At 72.6% G+C, this 14,683-nt stretch carries 19 protein-coding genes and 1 tRNA gene; 5 read left to right on the forward strand and 15 right to left on the reverse strand.

Annotated elements, in window-relative coordinates; all coding sequences use genetic code 11:
• Nucleotides 1-74 precede the first annotated feature (74 nt).
• A complete protein-coding gene (locus ACZ6ZT_RS20425; RefSeq protein ID WP_469721045.1) occupies nt 75-530 on the reverse strand; it encodes a MarR family winged helix-turn-helix transcriptional regulator in 456 nt (151 codons plus the stop codon).
• 102 nt (nt 531-632) lie between these two features.
• On the opposite strand from ACZ6ZT_RS20425, the gene ACZ6ZT_RS20430 reads away from it, so the two are divergent.
• The gene (locus ACZ6ZT_RS20430; RefSeq protein WP_469720931.1) at nt 633-866 is read left to right on the forward strand and encodes a hypothetical protein; all 234 of its coding nucleotides are present in this window, start codon (nt 633-635) and stop codon (nt 864-866) included.
• Between the two features lie 34 nt (nt 867-900).
• On the opposite strand, the gene ACZ6ZT_RS20435 is transcribed toward ACZ6ZT_RS20430, so the two are convergent.
• From ACZ6ZT_RS20435 to ACZ6ZT_RS20480, 10 genes are all read right to left on the reverse strand, one after another.
• Nucleotides 901-1,764: a hypothetical protein gene (locus ACZ6ZT_RS20435; protein ID WP_469720933.1), complete on the reverse strand. Its 864-nt coding sequence runs from the start codon at nt 1,762-1,764 to the stop codon at nt 901-903.
• 43 nt (nt 1,765-1,807) lie between these two features.
• Nucleotides 1,808-2,647, reverse strand: coding sequence for an RNA polymerase sigma factor SigF (locus ACZ6ZT_RS20440; RefSeq protein WP_469720935.1), 840 nt, complete (start codon nt 2,645-2,647; stop codon nt 1,808-1,810).
• Nucleotides 2,648-2,879: 232 nt separating this feature from the next.
• Nucleotides 2,880-3,830: an RNA polymerase sigma factor SigF gene (locus ACZ6ZT_RS20445; RefSeq protein ID WP_469720936.1), complete on the reverse strand. Its 951-nt coding sequence runs from the start codon at nt 3,828-3,830 to the stop codon at nt 2,880-2,882.
• Nucleotides 3,831-4,030: 200 nt separating this feature from the next.
• Complete coding sequence (locus ACZ6ZT_RS20450) at nt 4,031-4,192, reverse strand: hypothetical protein (protein ID WP_469720938.1); 162 nt, start codon at nt 4,190-4,192, stop codon at nt 4,031-4,033.
• A gap of 436 nt (nt 4,193-4,628) precedes the next feature.
• The gene (locus tag ACZ6ZT_RS20455; RefSeq protein ID WP_469720940.1) at nt 4,629-4,919 is read right to left on the reverse strand and encodes a hypothetical protein; all 291 of its coding nucleotides are present in this window, start codon (nt 4,917-4,919) and stop codon (nt 4,629-4,631) included.
• An 86-nt stretch (nt 4,920-5,005) separates the two neighbouring features.
• Nucleotides 5,006-5,090, reverse strand: a tRNA-Ser gene (locus tag ACZ6ZT_RS20460).
• A 59-nt stretch (nt 5,091-5,149) separates the two neighbouring features.
• Nucleotides 5,150-5,578 carry a tRNA adenosine(34) deaminase TadA gene (tadA, locus tag ACZ6ZT_RS20465; protein WP_469721046.1) on the reverse strand — a complete coding sequence of 143 codons (429 nt, stop codon included), beginning with the start codon at nt 5,576-5,578 and terminating at the stop codon, nt 5,150-5,152.
• Between the two features lie 68 nt (nt 5,579-5,646).
• Nucleotides 5,647-6,195 (reverse strand): tRNA adenosine deaminase-associated protein, encoded by a 549-nt coding sequence (locus ACZ6ZT_RS20470; protein ID WP_469721047.1) that lies wholly within the window; start codon nt 6,193-6,195, stop codon nt 5,647-5,649.
• Between the two features lie 188 nt (nt 6,196-6,383).
• Nucleotides 6,384-6,683, reverse strand: coding sequence for a hypothetical protein (locus ACZ6ZT_RS20475; RefSeq protein WP_469720941.1), 300 nt, complete (start codon nt 6,681-6,683; stop codon nt 6,384-6,386).
• Nucleotides 6,684-6,842: 159 nt separating this feature from the next.
• Nucleotides 6,843-7,811 carry a universal stress protein gene (locus ACZ6ZT_RS20480; protein ID WP_469720942.1) on the reverse strand — a complete coding sequence of 323 codons (969 nt, stop codon included), beginning with the start codon at nt 7,809-7,811 and terminating at the stop codon, nt 6,843-6,845.
• Nucleotides 7,812-8,058: 247 nt separating this feature from the next.
• Here ACZ6ZT_RS20480 and upp point away from each other — a divergent pair, with 247 nt between their 5' ends.
• Nucleotides 8,059-8,694 (forward strand): uracil phosphoribosyltransferase, encoded by a 636-nt coding sequence (gene upp, locus ACZ6ZT_RS20485; RefSeq protein ID WP_469720944.1) that lies wholly within the window; start codon nt 8,059-8,061, stop codon nt 8,692-8,694.
• Between the two features lie 69 nt (nt 8,695-8,763).
• On the opposite strand, the gene ACZ6ZT_RS20490 is transcribed toward upp, so the two are convergent.
• Both ACZ6ZT_RS20490 and ACZ6ZT_RS20495 read right to left on the reverse strand, forming a co-directional pair.
• Nucleotides 8,764-9,432: a LytR C-terminal domain-containing protein gene (locus ACZ6ZT_RS20490; RefSeq protein WP_469720946.1), complete on the reverse strand. Its 669-nt coding sequence runs from the start codon at nt 9,430-9,432 to the stop codon at nt 8,764-8,766.
• Between the two features lie 80 nt (nt 9,433-9,512).
• Complete coding sequence (locus ACZ6ZT_RS20495) at nt 9,513-9,809, reverse strand: type II toxin-antitoxin system VapB family antitoxin (RefSeq protein ID WP_030010424.1); 297 nt, start codon at nt 9,807-9,809, stop codon at nt 9,513-9,515.
• Between the two features lie 88 nt (nt 9,810-9,897).
• Between ACZ6ZT_RS20495 and ACZ6ZT_RS20500 the strand changes: the two genes are divergently transcribed.
• Together ACZ6ZT_RS20500 and opcA are read left to right on the forward strand one after the other, a co-directional pair.
• A complete protein-coding gene (locus ACZ6ZT_RS20500; protein WP_469720947.1) occupies nt 9,898-11,517 on the forward strand; it encodes a helicase HerA-like domain-containing protein in 1,620 nt (539 codons plus the stop codon).
• Nucleotides 11,518-11,609: 92 nt separating this feature from the next.
• Nucleotides 11,610-12,545 (forward strand): glucose-6-phosphate dehydrogenase assembly protein OpcA, encoded by a 936-nt coding sequence (gene opcA / locus ACZ6ZT_RS20505; RefSeq protein ID WP_469720948.1) that lies wholly within the window; start codon nt 11,610-11,612, stop codon nt 12,543-12,545.
• On the opposite strand, the gene ACZ6ZT_RS20510 is transcribed toward opcA, so the two are convergent.
• On the reverse strand, nt 12,491-12,967 hold the full coding sequence (locus tag ACZ6ZT_RS20510; protein ID WP_469720949.1) for a cupin domain-containing protein: 477 nt from the start codon (nt 12,965-12,967) through the stop codon (nt 12,491-12,493). The two genes, opcA and ACZ6ZT_RS20510, sit on opposite strands and share 55 nt — an antisense overlap.
• Nucleotides 12,968-13,038: 71 nt before the next feature.
• Nucleotides 13,039-13,623: an HhH-GPD-type base excision DNA repair protein gene (locus ACZ6ZT_RS20515; RefSeq protein WP_469720950.1), complete on the reverse strand. Its 585-nt coding sequence runs from the start codon at nt 13,621-13,623 to the stop codon at nt 13,039-13,041.
• 132 nt (nt 13,624-13,755) lie between these two features.
• Between ACZ6ZT_RS20515 and ACZ6ZT_RS20520 the strand changes: the two genes are divergently transcribed.
• A complete protein-coding gene (locus tag ACZ6ZT_RS20520; RefSeq protein WP_469720952.1) occupies nt 13,756-14,577 on the forward strand; it encodes a VOC family protein in 822 nt (273 codons plus the stop codon).
• The last annotated feature ends 106 nt before the right edge of the window (nt 14,578-14,683 follow it).

A 14,683-nucleotide genomic window follows, 5' to 3' on the forward strand; every position in this document is an offset into this window, starting at 1 on the left:
GGGCTCCGGCCGGCCGCCTCCCCGCACACCGTGGGGTGTGGTCGTAGCCATGCGTTTCCTTTGTCTGGAAGTGTTTAGAAGCTCGACCGGAGTCGGGCCAGCAGGGTGTTGAGCGCGTCGATGTCTTCGGACGACCAGTCGGCGAGCGCCTTTTCCAGTGCCCGCGTGTAGCGGGCGCCGAGCTCGCCGAGCACCGCGCGGCCCGCCGCGGTGAGCCGCAGGATCCGGCAGCGGCCGTCGCCCGGGTCGGTCTCCCGCTCGATCCAGCCGCGGCCCGCGAGGTGGGCGACATGGCGGCTCGACACGGAGATGTCGACCGCCATGTACGCGGTCAGCCGGCTCAGCCGCATCTCGCCGTGCCGGTCGAGCACGGTGAGGACGGCGGCGGCGCCGGGCGGGCAGTCCGGGGGCAGGATCCGGGCCAGGTCGCGCTTGACCGCGCCGATCCCGGTGAGCTGGCGGGCCAGCTCCTCGTACCGGGTGGTGGTGCTCTGTGGCGCCGTCCGCGTCGTCACCGGACCGCCTCCCATCTCGTTGCTTGGGGCAACCATAATGAAGAATGGTTGCTACAGGCAAATGAATCCGGGGGTGAGGCGGTAAAGGAATCGGAAAACCCGTTAGGGTCCTGAGCCATGGCTGCGAACCACAACTCACCTGAACCCGAGGGCTCCTACGACCCCGCGGGCAGCACACAGATGTTCCGGGCGTTCGTGGAGGAGGCCGAGCCGCCGGCCCGCGCGCCGTCCGTACCGGGCGCGCGGCGGCGCGCGAAGGAGTCCTCCGGCTCGAAGGGCGGCGTCAAGGTGGCGCTGGTTGTCGCGCTGGTCCTGGTGCTGGCCGTGGCCGTGTGGGCGGTCGTCCACTGACCGGGCCGCTGACCCGCTGACCGGTGGCCGGGCCTCAGCTCCAGGTGGCCGTGACCTTCCGGGTCTCCACGTGCATGCCGAGGGGCACCCGCCAGGACTCGACGCAGACCGTGTAGGTCCGCGTCTTCGACGTGCCGCCCGCGATCGGGGCCGGCAGCGGCTGGGCGGTCGTGACCGTGGCCCAGTCGACGCCGAGGGCGCCGATGACGTGCGTCGCGAAGCTGACCGTGCCCGAGCGGGCCGCGGTGCCACCGGTGTTGGTGAACGCCACCGTGACGCGCTCGCACCAGCGCTCGGACGCGGCCGCGCGGGCCGGGGCGCCGAGCGCGATCCGGGCCGGGGTGGCGGGCGGGGGCGGCGGTGGCGGAGTTCCAGGAGTTCCGGGAGGGGTGGGCGTGCCGGGCGGGGTCGGTGTGTCCGGCGTGCCGCCCGAGCCCGAGCCGCCCGCAGAGCCGGAGCCCGGGGTCCCGGAGCCCGGGGTCCCGGAGCCCGGGGTCCCTGAGCCGCCCGCCGGCCCGGATCCCGAGCCCCCGCCCCCGGCGCTGACCGGGGTGGTCGGGGTGCCCGGAGTCGGGGCCGTGCCGGGGAGCGGGGCGGTGCCGCCCGGCCCGGCGGAAGCTCCGCTCCGGCCGGAGCCGCCACCGGCATCGGACCCCGCCGCGCCGGGCGGCGTAGAAGACGTACCGGCCGACGCGGAGGCGGCCAGGGACTGGTACTCGACCGGGCCCTGGGGCGCCACGTTCTGCCCCGCGCCCCGTTCGGCGCCGGGTCCGGCCGCACCCACCGTGACGTAGCCGTCCCGGGCCGGACCGCCGCAGCCGGTGAGGGCCGTGGCGGCCGTGCCGCCCAGGGCGACGGTGGCGGCGAGGGCGAGCGCGGTGCGGGTTCCCGTTCGCATCGCGCCAGTTTTCCTGACGCCACGTCAAATGGGAACCCCGCGGCTACTCCCCGATCAGCCCCACCCGCAGCTGCGCGAGCGTGCGCGTCAGCAGCCGGGAGACGTGCATCTGGGAGATGCCGACCTCCTCGCCGATCTGCGACTGCGTCATGTTCGCGAAGAAGCGCAGCATGATGATCTGCCGCTCCCTGGGCGGGAGTTTGGCCAGCAGCGGCTTGAGCGACTCGCGGTACTCGACACCCTCCAGCGCGGTGTCCTCGTACCCCAGCCGGTCCGCGAGCGAGCCCTCGCCGCCCTCGTCCTCCGGGGAGGGCGAGTCGAGCGAGGAGGCGGTGTAGGCGTTGCCGACGGCGAGCCCGTCGACCACGTCCTCCTCGGAGACGCCGAGCACGGCGGCCAGCTCCGGCACGGTCGGGGACCGGTCCAGCTTCTGGGCGAGCTCGTCACTGGCCTTGGTCAGCGCCAGGCGCAGCTCCTGGAGCCGGCGCGGGACGCGGACGGACCAGGAAGTGTCTCGAAAGAATCGTTTGATCTCGCCCACGACGGTCGGCATCGCGAACGTCGGGAACTCCACGCCGCGTTCGCAGTCGAACCGGTCGATCGCCTTGATCAGGCCGATCGTGCCGACCTGGACGATGTCCTCCATCGGCTCGTTGCGGCTGCGGAACCGGGCCGCCGCGTAGCGCACCAGCGGCAGGTTCAGCTCGATCAGGGTGTCGCGTACGTAGGCCCGTTCGGGGCTGTCCGCGTCCAGGGCGGCGAGTCGCTGGAAGAGGGAACGGGAGAGGGTGCGGGTGTCGATGGCTTCCGAGCGGTCGGACACTGCCGGCGCTTCGCGCTTGACGAGCGTGAGCACCTGTGAGCTGCCCTGGTCTACGGACATGCCACCCCCTTGAGGTCGCGGACGGTCGCGTTCTCTGCGCGCCCGTCGGAGGAACGCAGCCTCCACCTGAATACCGGAGGCGGGGCTGCGGCAAACGCGGTTCCAGCAGAATGTCACATGTCGGCAACACGCTGTAGCGCCATGTCGACAAGTATCTCCGGTGACCGTCGACCGACCGAGCGGATTGAGCCGGTTCTGTAGGGAAACGCGGAAACGCCTCCACCCGATCCGGTTACGCCTCGATCCTGTTTGCGGATCGCAGACGGGCGAAACTCCGGGCGAGCAGCCGCGACACGTGCATCTGGGAGACGCCCAGCTCGGCGCTGATCTGCGATTGCGTGAGGTTGTTGTAGTACCGCAGCAGCAGGATCCGCTGCTCCCGTTCGGGCAGCTGGACCAGCAGGTGGCGGACGAGATCACGGTGCTCGACGCCGGCCAGCTTGGGATCCTCGTAGCCGAGCCGGTCGAGCAGCCCGGGCATGCCGTCGCCCTCCTGGGCGGCTTCGAGGGAGGTCGCGTGGTAGCTGCGGCCGGCCTCGATGCAGGACAGCACCTCGTCCTCGCTGATCCGCAGCCGCTCGGCGATCTCGGGGGTGGTCGGGGTGCGGCCGTGGAGGGTGGTGAGGTCCTCGGTGGCGGCGTTGACCTGCACCCACAGCTCGTGGAGACGGCGCGGTACGTGGACGGTGCGGACGTTGTCCCGGAAGTAGCGCTTGATCTCGCCCACGACCGTCGGCATGGCGAAGGTGGGGAACTGGACCCCGCGCTCCGGGTCGAACCGGTCGATCGCGTTGATCAGGCCGATCGTGCCGACCTGGACGACGTCCTCCATCGGCTCGTTGCGGCTGCGGAAGCGGGCCGCCGCGTACCGCACGAGCGGGAGGTTGGCCTCGATGAGAGCCGCGCGCACCCGGTCGTGCTCGCTAGTGCCCGGCTTCAGCCCCTTCAGCTGCCCGAAGAGGACCTGGGTCAGGGCCCGGGTGTCGGCACCCCGGCCCTGGGGTCTCGGCGGCGGGGCCTGGGGGGCCTGAAGGGTCTGAGAGACCTGAGAGGTCTGAGAGGTCTGAGGATTTTCAGAGGCCCGAGGGTCTTCAGAGGCCTGAGGCACGGCCTGGGGGGCCGGGGGCTCCTGGGGCTCCTGCTGGGGTGGTACCTGAGGCGCAGTACTGGCCGGCACGGTCACGCCACCCCTTCAGTCAACTATCCGTCAAAAGCGGTCATAGCATCACAAGAGATGTGCACTGTGTGCAAGCACCGTATAACGCCGTGTTGAGGGCAAGTTGGGCATACAAGGGCAATTTGCCCGGAAAGAGGAAACGTAAAAGCCCCCCATCCGTCGGAGTGGGGGGCCGGGAAGTCCGGAAACCGCTTCAGCGTACGGGGTCAGTTCACCAGTTCGGTGATGAACTCGCCGATGCCGGAGGCCGCATCCGATATGCCCTGGAAACCTATTCCCACCATCTCGGCGGCCCGTTTGGGCTGGGTGATGATCACGAAGAGGACGAACGCGGTGAGGACGCCCGTGATGAGCTTCTTGGTGTCCATGAACGGTGTCGGCCTCCCCAACCGGTCCTGCGAAGTCGGTGGAGTCTAACCGGTCGGGTTGTGACACTCACCTGACCTTTAAGGACCAAGGGCCCGGGGGTGCGGGCCCTTTGCCGCTGGGTGCCGGGTCGCGCGGGGCGCAGCATGGAGGGGAGCCCACCGGTTCTGGCAGGAAATCGGTGGGTGAGGGACAGGACCTCACTGCGGGGTCCGAGCCGCGAGCTTCCCCCCTGACTGCGGCTCGGGCTGGCGGGTTCCGTCCTCACCGGGGGGAGCGGCTTGTCCCCCCGATGCCGCTTCCCCCGTTCCGCGTCGAAGGCCCCGGCTCCGGCCGGGGCCTTCCTCGTATGCGCCCGTTCGAAGTGCGCGCCCGTTCGAAGTCGCGCCCATTGGAAGTGCGTGCGCCCGTTCGGAGCCGCCCCGCGATCGCGTACGGCTATTCGAGGCCGCCGGCCAGGTCGGTGAGGGGCTGGATGGGGGCGATCACGGGCGCGAGCTGGTTCGGCAGCTCCATCAGCTGGTTGAGCTGGTTGGCGCCCTGGCTGACCTTCGCGCCGATCTCCTGCACGGAACGCGGCTGCGCCCCCGCCGGCATGTCCGGGCTCGCCGTCGGCAGGTCCGGCAGGGTGAGGGGGGCGAGGCCCGCGGCCGAGGCGGCGGGTGCGGCGAAGCCCGCGGCGGCCCCCGCGAGGGCGAAGGCGGCGAGGATGCGCTGGGTCTTGTTCATGCCGTGACAACGGCCGAGCGGTCGGCCGGTCACGGCGGGCATGCGCGAGAGCCCCGGTTCGTATGAACCGGGGCTCTCGTCAAGGGCGGTAGTGGAGGGATTTGAACCCCCGATGGGTTGCCCCATACTCGCTTTCGAGGCGAGCTCCTTCGGCCGCTCGGACACACTACCGAGATAGATCCTAGCCGATGGCGGGGAGTGCTTCGCAACTCCGGACCGAGTGGCCCTCCTCACCGTTCCCGGAAGAATTCCGTCAGCTGCCGCGCGCACTCCCGCTCCAGCACCCCGCGGATCACCTCGGGGCGGTGGTTGAGCCTGCGGTCGCGCACGAGGTCCCACAGCGAGCCGGCCGCACCCGCCTTCTCGTCCCCCGCGCCGTACACGACCCGCGCCACCCGGGACTGGACGAGGGCGCCCGCGCACATCACGCACGGCTCCAGGGTCACCACGAGGGTGCACCCGGTCAGCCGCCACTCCCCGAGCCGGGCGGCCGCCCGGCGCAGCGCCAGTACCTCGGCGTGCGCCGTGGGGTCGCCGGCGGCCTCCCGCTCGTTGTGCCCGGCGGCCAGCAGCTCCCCGTCCGGGCCGAGCACGACGGCACCGACCGGCACGTCGCCGGCCGGCACCGCCAGGGCGGCCTGCTCCAGCGCCAGGCGCATGGAGTCCTGCCAGGGGTCCCGTACGGGATCGGGAGAGGAGTCGTACGGGGTGTCGTGCACGGCGATCACTAGCGGACGGCCTCCAGTACCTCGGTGGCGCCGAGCGCGTCGGCGATCTCCGAGAGGGCGTCTCCGTCGAGGGACATCAGTTCCTTGTGGCCGACTCCGAGGTCGTCCAGCAGCCGGGGGTCGCCGAGCGGGCCGGCCGGGAGCGGCTCGGCGCCGGTTCCCACCTCGTCGTCCGCGTCGTCGTCCTCGTCCGTGAACGCGGCGACCGGTTCGTCCTCGCCGTCCTCGGTCCCGTCCAGATCCAGTTCGTCGAGATCGTCGTCCTCCTCCTCGTTGCCCGTCAGCTCCTTGGTCAGCATCGAGCCGTAGGAGCTGCGGTCGGCGGCGGAGGCGTTCGACACGTAGTACCGAGGGTCCTCCTCCCCGTCCACGCGGATGACGCCGAACCAGGCGTCCTCCTGCTCGATGAGGGCGACCACCGTGTCGTCGTCGACAGCGGCGGACCGGGCGAGATCGATCAGATCACTGAGGGACTCGACGTCGTCGAGTTCCATGTCGCTCGCTTCCCACCCGTCTTCGGTGCGCGCGAGCAGTGCGGCGAAGTACACCGTGACTCTCCCACTGGTCATAGGCGTGCCGGTTGGAGGTCCCCCCGGCCGGAGGTTGGGGCGGGACCGGCCGTGACGCTCACCGGTCCTTGCCCCGCCCAATCGGCATCGTGGCAGAAACAGCGGCTTTGCGAGAGGTCTTCGGCGCGGCGGCCGTGTCGCGGCGGCGGGGGCGGCCACTCACCGGGTCACCAGCGGAATGTGCGCATCCGCATCTGCTGGCGCATCCGGGCGGCGCGGGCGCGCCGCGGCTGGACCCGGTCGCGCAGTTCCCGGGCCTCGTTCAGCTCGCGCAGGAACTGGGCGCGTCGCGCCCTGCGCTGCGCCGCCGTCTCCGGAGCCTCGTACGCCTCATACGTCGCGGCCGGCCCCGGCGCCTCGTACGCCTGGGCGGTCTCGTACGTCACGTACGTCTCGTTCCCGGGTCTCCCGCCGCTCCCGCTGCTCCCGTCGCTCGTACTGGTCTCGTTCGGCTGCGTGTCGGGCATCGGCCACCACCCACGGCTGGTCCGGTCGTCCTCCTCCGCCGGCGCGAAGCAGTCCCCCCGGTCCCACCTTCCCCCGCGTGGCGCGTTTGATGCACCCTTCCCGCAGATCGGCCCAGGTCAGGCCGTCCGGCTCTGAGTACCGCCGACGCCTTCAGGCCCTCAGACCCCGTCCGCGTCCCCGTCCTCGTGCAGGGCCGGTACGACGGCCACCGGGCCGTGCGCGTGCTGGAGCACCGCGTGGGCGACGGACCCCATCAGCAGCGAACGCCGGCGCGGGTGGTGGCGGCCCAGCACGACGAGCGCGGCCGACCGGGAGGCCTCCACCAGCCGTCCGGCGGCGTCCCCGGGCACGGCGGCGTGCTCGACCGGCACGTCCGGGTAGCGGGCGCGCAGCGGGGCGAGGCGTTCGTTCTGGGAGCGCAGCACCTCCCGTTCGGCGGGGACGCCGTTCCCGCCGCCGTCGGCCAGCGCCTCGGGCGGGATCACCGCGAAGGGGGTGTCGATCACCATCGTCGGACCGGGCGGGAGGGCGTACGCGGACACCACCTGGACGGTGGTCCCCCGGGCGGCGGCTTCGGCGAACGCGAACTCCAGTACGTCCTCGGGCGTTTCCGCCGCGTGCAGCCCGACCACCACCCGGCCGGCGGAGGGGCCCGCGCCGGCGGTCGCGTCGTGCCGGGCCTCCCGGTCCTCGTGCGGGACCACCACGACGGGGCAGGTCGCCGTGGTGGCGACGGCCCTGCTGTTGGAGCCGAGCAGCAGCGTGGCGAAGCCGCCGCGCCCGCGCGAACCCATGACCAGCATCAGCGGCGCGGCCTCGGCGGCGATGACCCGCAGGGCCTCGGGGACCGACCCCTCCAGGGCCTCGTAGCGGACCTCCGGCGGCAGCTCGGGGGCGGCCTCCAGGAGGCCTCGTACGTGGTCGCCCACGGGGTCGGCGTACTTCTCGGGCTCGTTCGGATCGCGCAGGGCCGAGCGGCGGCCCGCGTACAACTGGGAGGTGTCGGGGAGCACATGGGCGACCAGCAGGCCGGTGCCGTGGCGCAGGGCGGCCCCGCGGGCCCACTCCAGGGCCCGCAGGCTGTGGTCGGATCCGTCGACGGCCGCGATCACGGGTGCGTGGGTCATCACTCCAGGGTCCCGGGCGGCGCCGGGGGCCGCACGTCGGGCCGTTCCCGGGCGTGTCGCGGGCGGTTCCCGGGCGTGTCAGGGGCCGGCCGCGGGCCCGGCGCGGGCGCACGGCGGTCGTCCCACCGCGTAGCCTTTTGCAGTGGGTCGCGAACAGGCGGCCGTTTTAGCAGGTAGCAGGGTCGCAGGTCGTAGATCGCGGATCGCGGATCGCAGGTCGGAGCCCGGCCGAGTCTTGGAGGATGTTGTGCGTTTGCAGGTCGTCGATCACCCCTTGGTGGCGCACAAACTCACCACCCTGCGCGACAAGCGCACCGACTCCCCCACCTTCCGCCGGCTCGCCGACGAGCTGGTGACGCTCCTCGCCTACGAGGCCACCCGCGACGTGCGCACCGAGCAGGCGGACATCGAGACCCCGGTCTCCCCGACCACCGGCGTCAAGCTCTCCCACCCGCGCCCGCTGGTCGTGCCGATCCTGCGCGCCGGTCTCGGCATGCTGGACGGCATGGTGCGCCTGCTGCCGACCGCCGAGGTGGGCTTCCTCGGCATGGTCCGCAACGAGGAGACCCTGGAGGCCTCCACGTACGCGACGCGCATGCCGGAGGACCTCTCCGGCCGCCAGGTCTACGTCGTCGACCCGATGCTGGCCACCGGCGGCACGCTGGTCGCCGCGATCCGGGAGCTCATCAAGCGCGGCGCCGACGACGTGACCGCCGTGGTGCTGCTGGCCGCGCCCGAGGGCGTCGAGGTCATGGAGCGCGAGCTCGCGGGCACGCCGGTGACGGTGGTGACGGCCGCCGTCGACGAGCGGCTCAACGAGCTCGGCTACATCGTGCCGGGCCTGGGCGACGCGGGCGACCGCATGTACGGCTCGGCCGAATAGCGGACCCGGCCGAATACGAGGGGACGCGGCGGCGCTGCGGCGGGTGCGCCCGCAGGGCCGCCGCCCCCCTCAGCACTTCCCGGTGGCCGAGGGCGCGGGGTTGGCCAGGGCGGCCAGCGCCTTGTCCGCGTCCACCTTGGGGGTGAGCTCCTTGAAGGAGTCGCCGAGGATCAGGTCGATGTCGGCGCCCTCGCGGGTGTCGGTCTGGGTGGTGGCCCCGGCGAGCTGCGCGGCGAGCACCGAGTACGCGGCCTTGTCGGTCCGCGGCGAGCCGACCAGTATCCCGGGGCCGGGCACCTTCTTGTCGAAGCCGGCGGGGGCGTTGCCGACCTGCCCGATGGCGAAGCCGCGTTTCTCCAGCTCGTCGCGGACCGCCTTGGCGAGTCCGGCGCGCGGGGTCGCGTTGTAGATGTTGACGGTGATCTGACCGGGCTGGGGGAGCGCCGCCGCGGGACTGGCGGAGGGCGCCGCGCCGGGGCCGGACGCCGCGTCCACGGCCTTGGCCGGGGCGGCGGACGCCGTGGGGCAGTCCTTGCCCGCCGCCGCGTCCCGCTTGCCGTCGCCTCGGAACACGTCGATGAGCTGGAGGGTCCCGTAACCGAGCAGGGCCAGCGCGAGGAGCGATCCGAGCAGGGCGAACACGACCTTGCGGCGCCGCCGTGGCCGGCTCATCCGGGGGTAGGCAGCTCCCGTGACGCGGTACTTTCCGCCCATGCCGGGGGGAGTGAGCATGCTCATGGGGCGCAGCGTAGTGCCGTACCGGAACGATGCCTACTAAATGATCTGTTGATCGGGTAAGGCAGACCCGAAAGGCGCAATCAGTCCATTTCCAGGACGCGCGCGTGCAGGACCTGGCGCTGCTGGAGGGCCGCGCGCACCGCGCGGTGCAGGCCGTCCTCCAGGTAGAGGTCGCCGCGCCACTTCACGACGTGGGCGAAGAGGTCGCCGTAGAAGGTGGAGTCCTCGGCGAGCAGCGTTTCGAGGTCCAGCTGCCCCTTGGTCGTCACGAGCTGGTCGAGCCGGACCGGGCGCGGGGCGACATCCGCCCACTGCCGGGTGGTTTCCCTGCCGTGGTCGGGGTACGGCCGCCCGCTTCCGATGCGCTTGAAGATCACACGGAAAGCCTACCGGGCCGGTGCCTCCGGGCGCAGCCTCGCTCCGTTGGTGCAAAAGTGGCACACGGGGCTATTTGGGGAGTGACGGATGAGCCAGAGCACCGACCCGACCGTTCCGGGGGAGCCCGCGGACCCCGCCGACGGGCCGGCCGCGGAGATCGCCGCCGGGTACGCGTTCACCGGACCCGCGCTCGACCTCGGAGCCCTGCTCTGGGACGGGACCTGCCTGCCGGACCGGCAGATCCGCATCCCGCTGTCGATGCTCAACCGCCACGGCCTCGTCGCGGGCGCCACCGGCACCGGCAAGACCAAGACCCTCCAGCTGATCGCCGAGCAGCTCTCCGAGGCCGGTGTGCCCGTCTTCCTCGCCGACATCAAGGGCGACGTCTCGGGGATCTCCGCGCCCGGCGCCGAGAACGACCGGGTCCGCGCCCGCGCCGCCGAGGTGGCCCAGGACTGGCGGCCCGCCGGCTGCCCGAGCGAGTTCTACGCCCTCGGCGGTCTCGGCACCGGCATCCCCGTCCGGGCCACCGTGACCGCCTTCGGCCCCGTTCTGCTGTCCAAGGTGCTCCAGCTGAACCAGACCCAGGAGCAGTCCCTCGGCCTGATCTTCCACTACGCCGACGCCAAGGGCCTGGAGCTCATCGACCTCAAGGACCTTCGGGCGGTGGTCGCCTTCCTCGTCTCCGACCAGGGCAAACCCGAGCTCAAGGGGATCGGCGGCCTCTCCACCGCCACCGCCGGGGTGATCCTGCGGGCGCTGACCGCCTTCGAGCAGCAGGGCGCCGACGCCTTCTTCGGCGAGCCCGAGTTCGACACGGGCGAGTTCCTGCGCACCGCCGCCGACGGGCGCGGGACGGTCTCCGTACTGGAGCTCCCGGCCGTGCAGGACAGGCCGCAGCTCTTCTCCACCTTCCTGATGTGGCTGCTCGCCGACCTGTACGCCGACCTCCCGGAGGTCGGCGACCTGGAACGGCCCAAGCTCGTCTTCTTCTTCGACGAGGCCCACCTGCTGTTCAACGGCGCGTCCAAGGCGTTCCTCGACTCCATCACCCAGACCGTGCTCCTCATCCGCTCCAAGGGCATCGGCGTGTTCTTCGTGACGCAGACCCCCAAGGACGTACCCGCCGACGTCCTCGCCCAGCTCGGCAACCGCGTCCAGCACGCCCTGCGCGCCTTCACCCCCGACGACGCCAAGGCCCTCAAGGCCACCGTGCAGACCTTCCCCCGCTCCCCGTACGACCTGGAGGAGCTGCTCACCCGGCTCGGTACCGGCGAAGCCGTCGTCACCGTCCTCAGCGAGAACGGCGCCCCCACCCCCGTCGCCGCCACCCGGCTGCGCGCCCCCCGGTCGCTGATGGGACCGCTCGACGCGGCGGCGCTGGACCGGGCGGTCAAGGCGTCCCCGCTGTACGGGCGCTACGCGGAGCCGGTCGACCGCGTATCGGCGTACGAGAAGATCAGCGCCGAACAGGCCGCCGCCGAGGCCGAAGCGGAGGCCGCGGCCGCCGCCGCCGAGGCCGAGAAGCGGGCCAAGGAGGCGGCGAAGACGGAGCGCGGCGCCCCCAGGCCGCCCAAGCCGGAGCCCTCGCTCGCCCAACAGGTGGTCGGAAGCGGACTGTTCCGCTCGCTGGCCCGCTCGATCGGCACCCAGGTGGGCCGGGAGATCTCCCGCTCCCTCTTCGGCACCGCCAAACGGCGCCGCTGACGGGCCCGGCGGGCCCGGCGGTTACCGCGGGTCCGGACGTGATCGGGCGAACCGGTTGCCGGAAACGGGGCGGACGCTGACAGACTCGGTGCATGCGGACCGAACTGACCGACACCACGTCCAGCAAGATAGACCGCGCGCTCCTCGCGGCCCGCCGAGCCGTCGGCAGCCCCACGATGGGGCTGGTGCTGACGCTCGTCGTGGTCACCGACGAGGAGCACGCCTACGACTCCGTACGCGCGGCCTCCGAAGCCGCCCGTGAACACCCCTGCCGCATCATCGCGGTGATCAGGCGGGCCGCGCGCGGCCCGCAGCGCGCCCGGCGCAGCCGTCTCGACGCCGAGCTGCGGGTGGGCTCCGACGCCGGGTCGGGGGAGATCGTGCTGCTGCGGCTGCACGGTGAACTCACCGCCCAGGCGGGCTCGGTGGTGCTGCCGCTGCTGGTGCCGGACGCCCCGGTGGTGGCCTGGTGGCCGGCCGACGCCCCCGCCGACCCCGCCCGCGACGAGCTCGGCCGGCTGGCGCAGCGGCGGATCACCGACGCCCAGGCGGCGGCCGACCCGGTCGGCGCGCTGGCCGGGCGGGCGGCCTCGTACGCCCCCGGCGACACCGACCTGGCCTGGACCCGGCTCACGCCGTGGCGCACCCTGCTGGCGGCGGCCTTCGAGCAGAACGTGTCCGGGGTGACGGGCGCCGCCGTGGAGAGCGAGGCCTGCAACGCGAGCGCCGAGCTGCTGGCGCGCTGGCTGGAGAGCCGGCTCGGGGTGCCGGTGGCGCGGACCGAGAGCGACGGGCCGGTCATCACCCGGGTCCGGCTGGACACCGCCGCCGGTGAGGTGCGCGTCGACCGGCCCGCCGGGGCGCTGGCCTCGCTGGTGCTGCCGGGCTGGCCGGACCGGACCGTGGCCCTGAAGGTGCGCAGCGGTGCCGAGCTGCTCGCGGAGGAGCTGCGCTGGCTCGGTGCCGACGAGGTCTACGCCTCGGTGCTGCGGGCGGCGCGGCCGGCCCAGGCCTCGCTCTCCGCGTAGTGGTTGTCGTACACCGGCTGGCTGTCGATGATGTCCTGCACGGTGGCCTCGCCGGCCCGGACCCGGCCGAGGAGGCGGTAGTAGTCGAAGCGGCCCATGCCGGGCGTGAAGCCGACGAACACCTCGGCGGTGCGCCCGGCGGCGGGGGCGAAGGCGTGCTTGACGCCCGGGGGGACGCTGAGGAAGTCGCCCTTGGCGAGGGTGTGTACCTCGTCGCCGACGAGCACGTCGAGGTGCCCGTCGGTGACGTGGAAGAACTCGGTGGCCTTGGTGTGGAAGTGCACGGGCGCCCCGGCCGCCCCGACCTCGAAGCTCGCGGTGTTGCAGGTCAGCTCGTCGGTGTCGGTGAGCAGGGTGATCAGGCTGCCGGGCCCGTCGGAGATGATCTCGGCGGTGGCGGCGCGGGTCAGGTTCTCGTTCATGCCCCGACCCTACGAACCCCCGCCCGCCCCGGCTCCCGCGCACCTGCCGGTCCGTCACCTTGCGAGCGGAGCTACGGAGTCCCCTTGGCGGCGGCCTTCCGCGCCTGCTTGTACTCCCGGACCTTCGCCAGCGACTGCGGCCCCGTGATGTCCGCCGCCGACCGGTACACGTCCGCCGGCCCGTAGTCCCCGGCGGCCTCCCGCCAACCCGCCGGGCGGACGCCCAGCCGCTTGCCCAGCAGCGCGAGGAAGATCTTCGCCTTCTGCTCCCCGAACCCCGGCAGCGCCTTCAGCCGCGCCAGCAGCTCCGCCCCGCTCGCCGCGTCCCGCCAGAGGGCCGCCGCGTCCCCCTCGTAGTGCTCGACCAGGTACGCGCACAGCTGCTGGATCCGCTTCGCCATGGACGCCGGGTACCGGTGCACGGCCGGCTTCTGCGACAGCAGCGCCGCGAACGCGTCGGGGTCGGCGGCGGCGATGGCGTGCGCGTCGAGGTCGTCGGCGCCGAGCCGCCGCGCGATCGTGTACGGCCCGGAGAACGCCCACTCCATCGGGACCTGCTGGTCGAGCAGCATGCCGACCAGCGCGGCGAGCGGGCTCCGCGCGAGCAGGGCGTCGGCCTCGGGCTGCTGCGCGAGCCGCAGGGTGATGTCGTCCATGCCTCCAGCCTCCCCCGCCCCGGGCCCCCGCGCGCGGTCGGCGCGCGGTTGTCAGACCCCCCGCCTAGCGTGGAAGCGACAGGCAGTGGCGGATGCGTGGGGGACTGCGTACGACACAGGAGTCGATCGACCATGTCCGATTTTCCGGAAGGCGCCCCGTGCTGGGTGGACGCGATGTTCACCGACGTGGAGGCCGCCAAGGAGTTCTACGGCGACGTGCTGGGGTGGACCTTCGGCGAGTCCGCCGGCGAGCACGGCAACTACACGCAGGCCTACTCCGGCGGGAAGGCGGTCGCGGCCGTCGTGCCGCCGATGCCGGGCGGTGAAGCGGCCTCGCAGTGGTGCCTGTACTTCGCCTCGTCCGACGCGGCGGCCACCGCCGAGAAGATCAAGTCGGCGGGCGGCGACGTCGTGATGGAGCCGATGCGGGTCGGCGCGTTCGGCACGATGGCGATCGCCAAGGAGCCCAGCGGCGCGGTCTTCGGCGTCTGGCAGCCCGGTGACCACCGGGGCTTCGAGAAGCTCGGCGAGGCGGGTGCGTACGCCTGGGCGGAGGTCTTCAGCCGGGACCCGGAGAAGGCGGACGGGTTCCTGACCGAGGTCTTCCCGTACGAGGCCCGGCAGATGGACGTCGGCGCGGACTGCGACGACGCCGACGCGGCCGGGATGGACTTCAAGGTCTTCAGCCTGGGCGGAAAGACGAACCCGGTGCTGGGGCGGATGAAGATGGGCGAGGAGTTCCCGCCGGAGATCCCGTCCTACATCCAGGTCTACTTCGCGGTGCCGGACTGCGACGAGGCCGTCGAGAAGACCACGGCGCGGGGCGGCCGGCTGCACTTCGGGCCGATGGACAGCCCGTTCGGCCGCTTCGCGGCGGTCACGGACCCGCAGGGCGCGGCGTTCGCGGTGATCGACATGTCGCGGACGGCGGGGGAGATGCCGAAGTTCGACTGACCGCGCCGGGCAGCCGCTCACCGGAGCGCCGTTCACCGGAGCGCCGTCGGCCGTGTCCCTCCGGGGGCGCGGGCGGCGGCGCTTTCGCTTGCCCGGCCGTCCCGGC

The sequence above is a fragment of the Streptomyces sp. NPDC102258 genome (assembly GCF_055584685.1).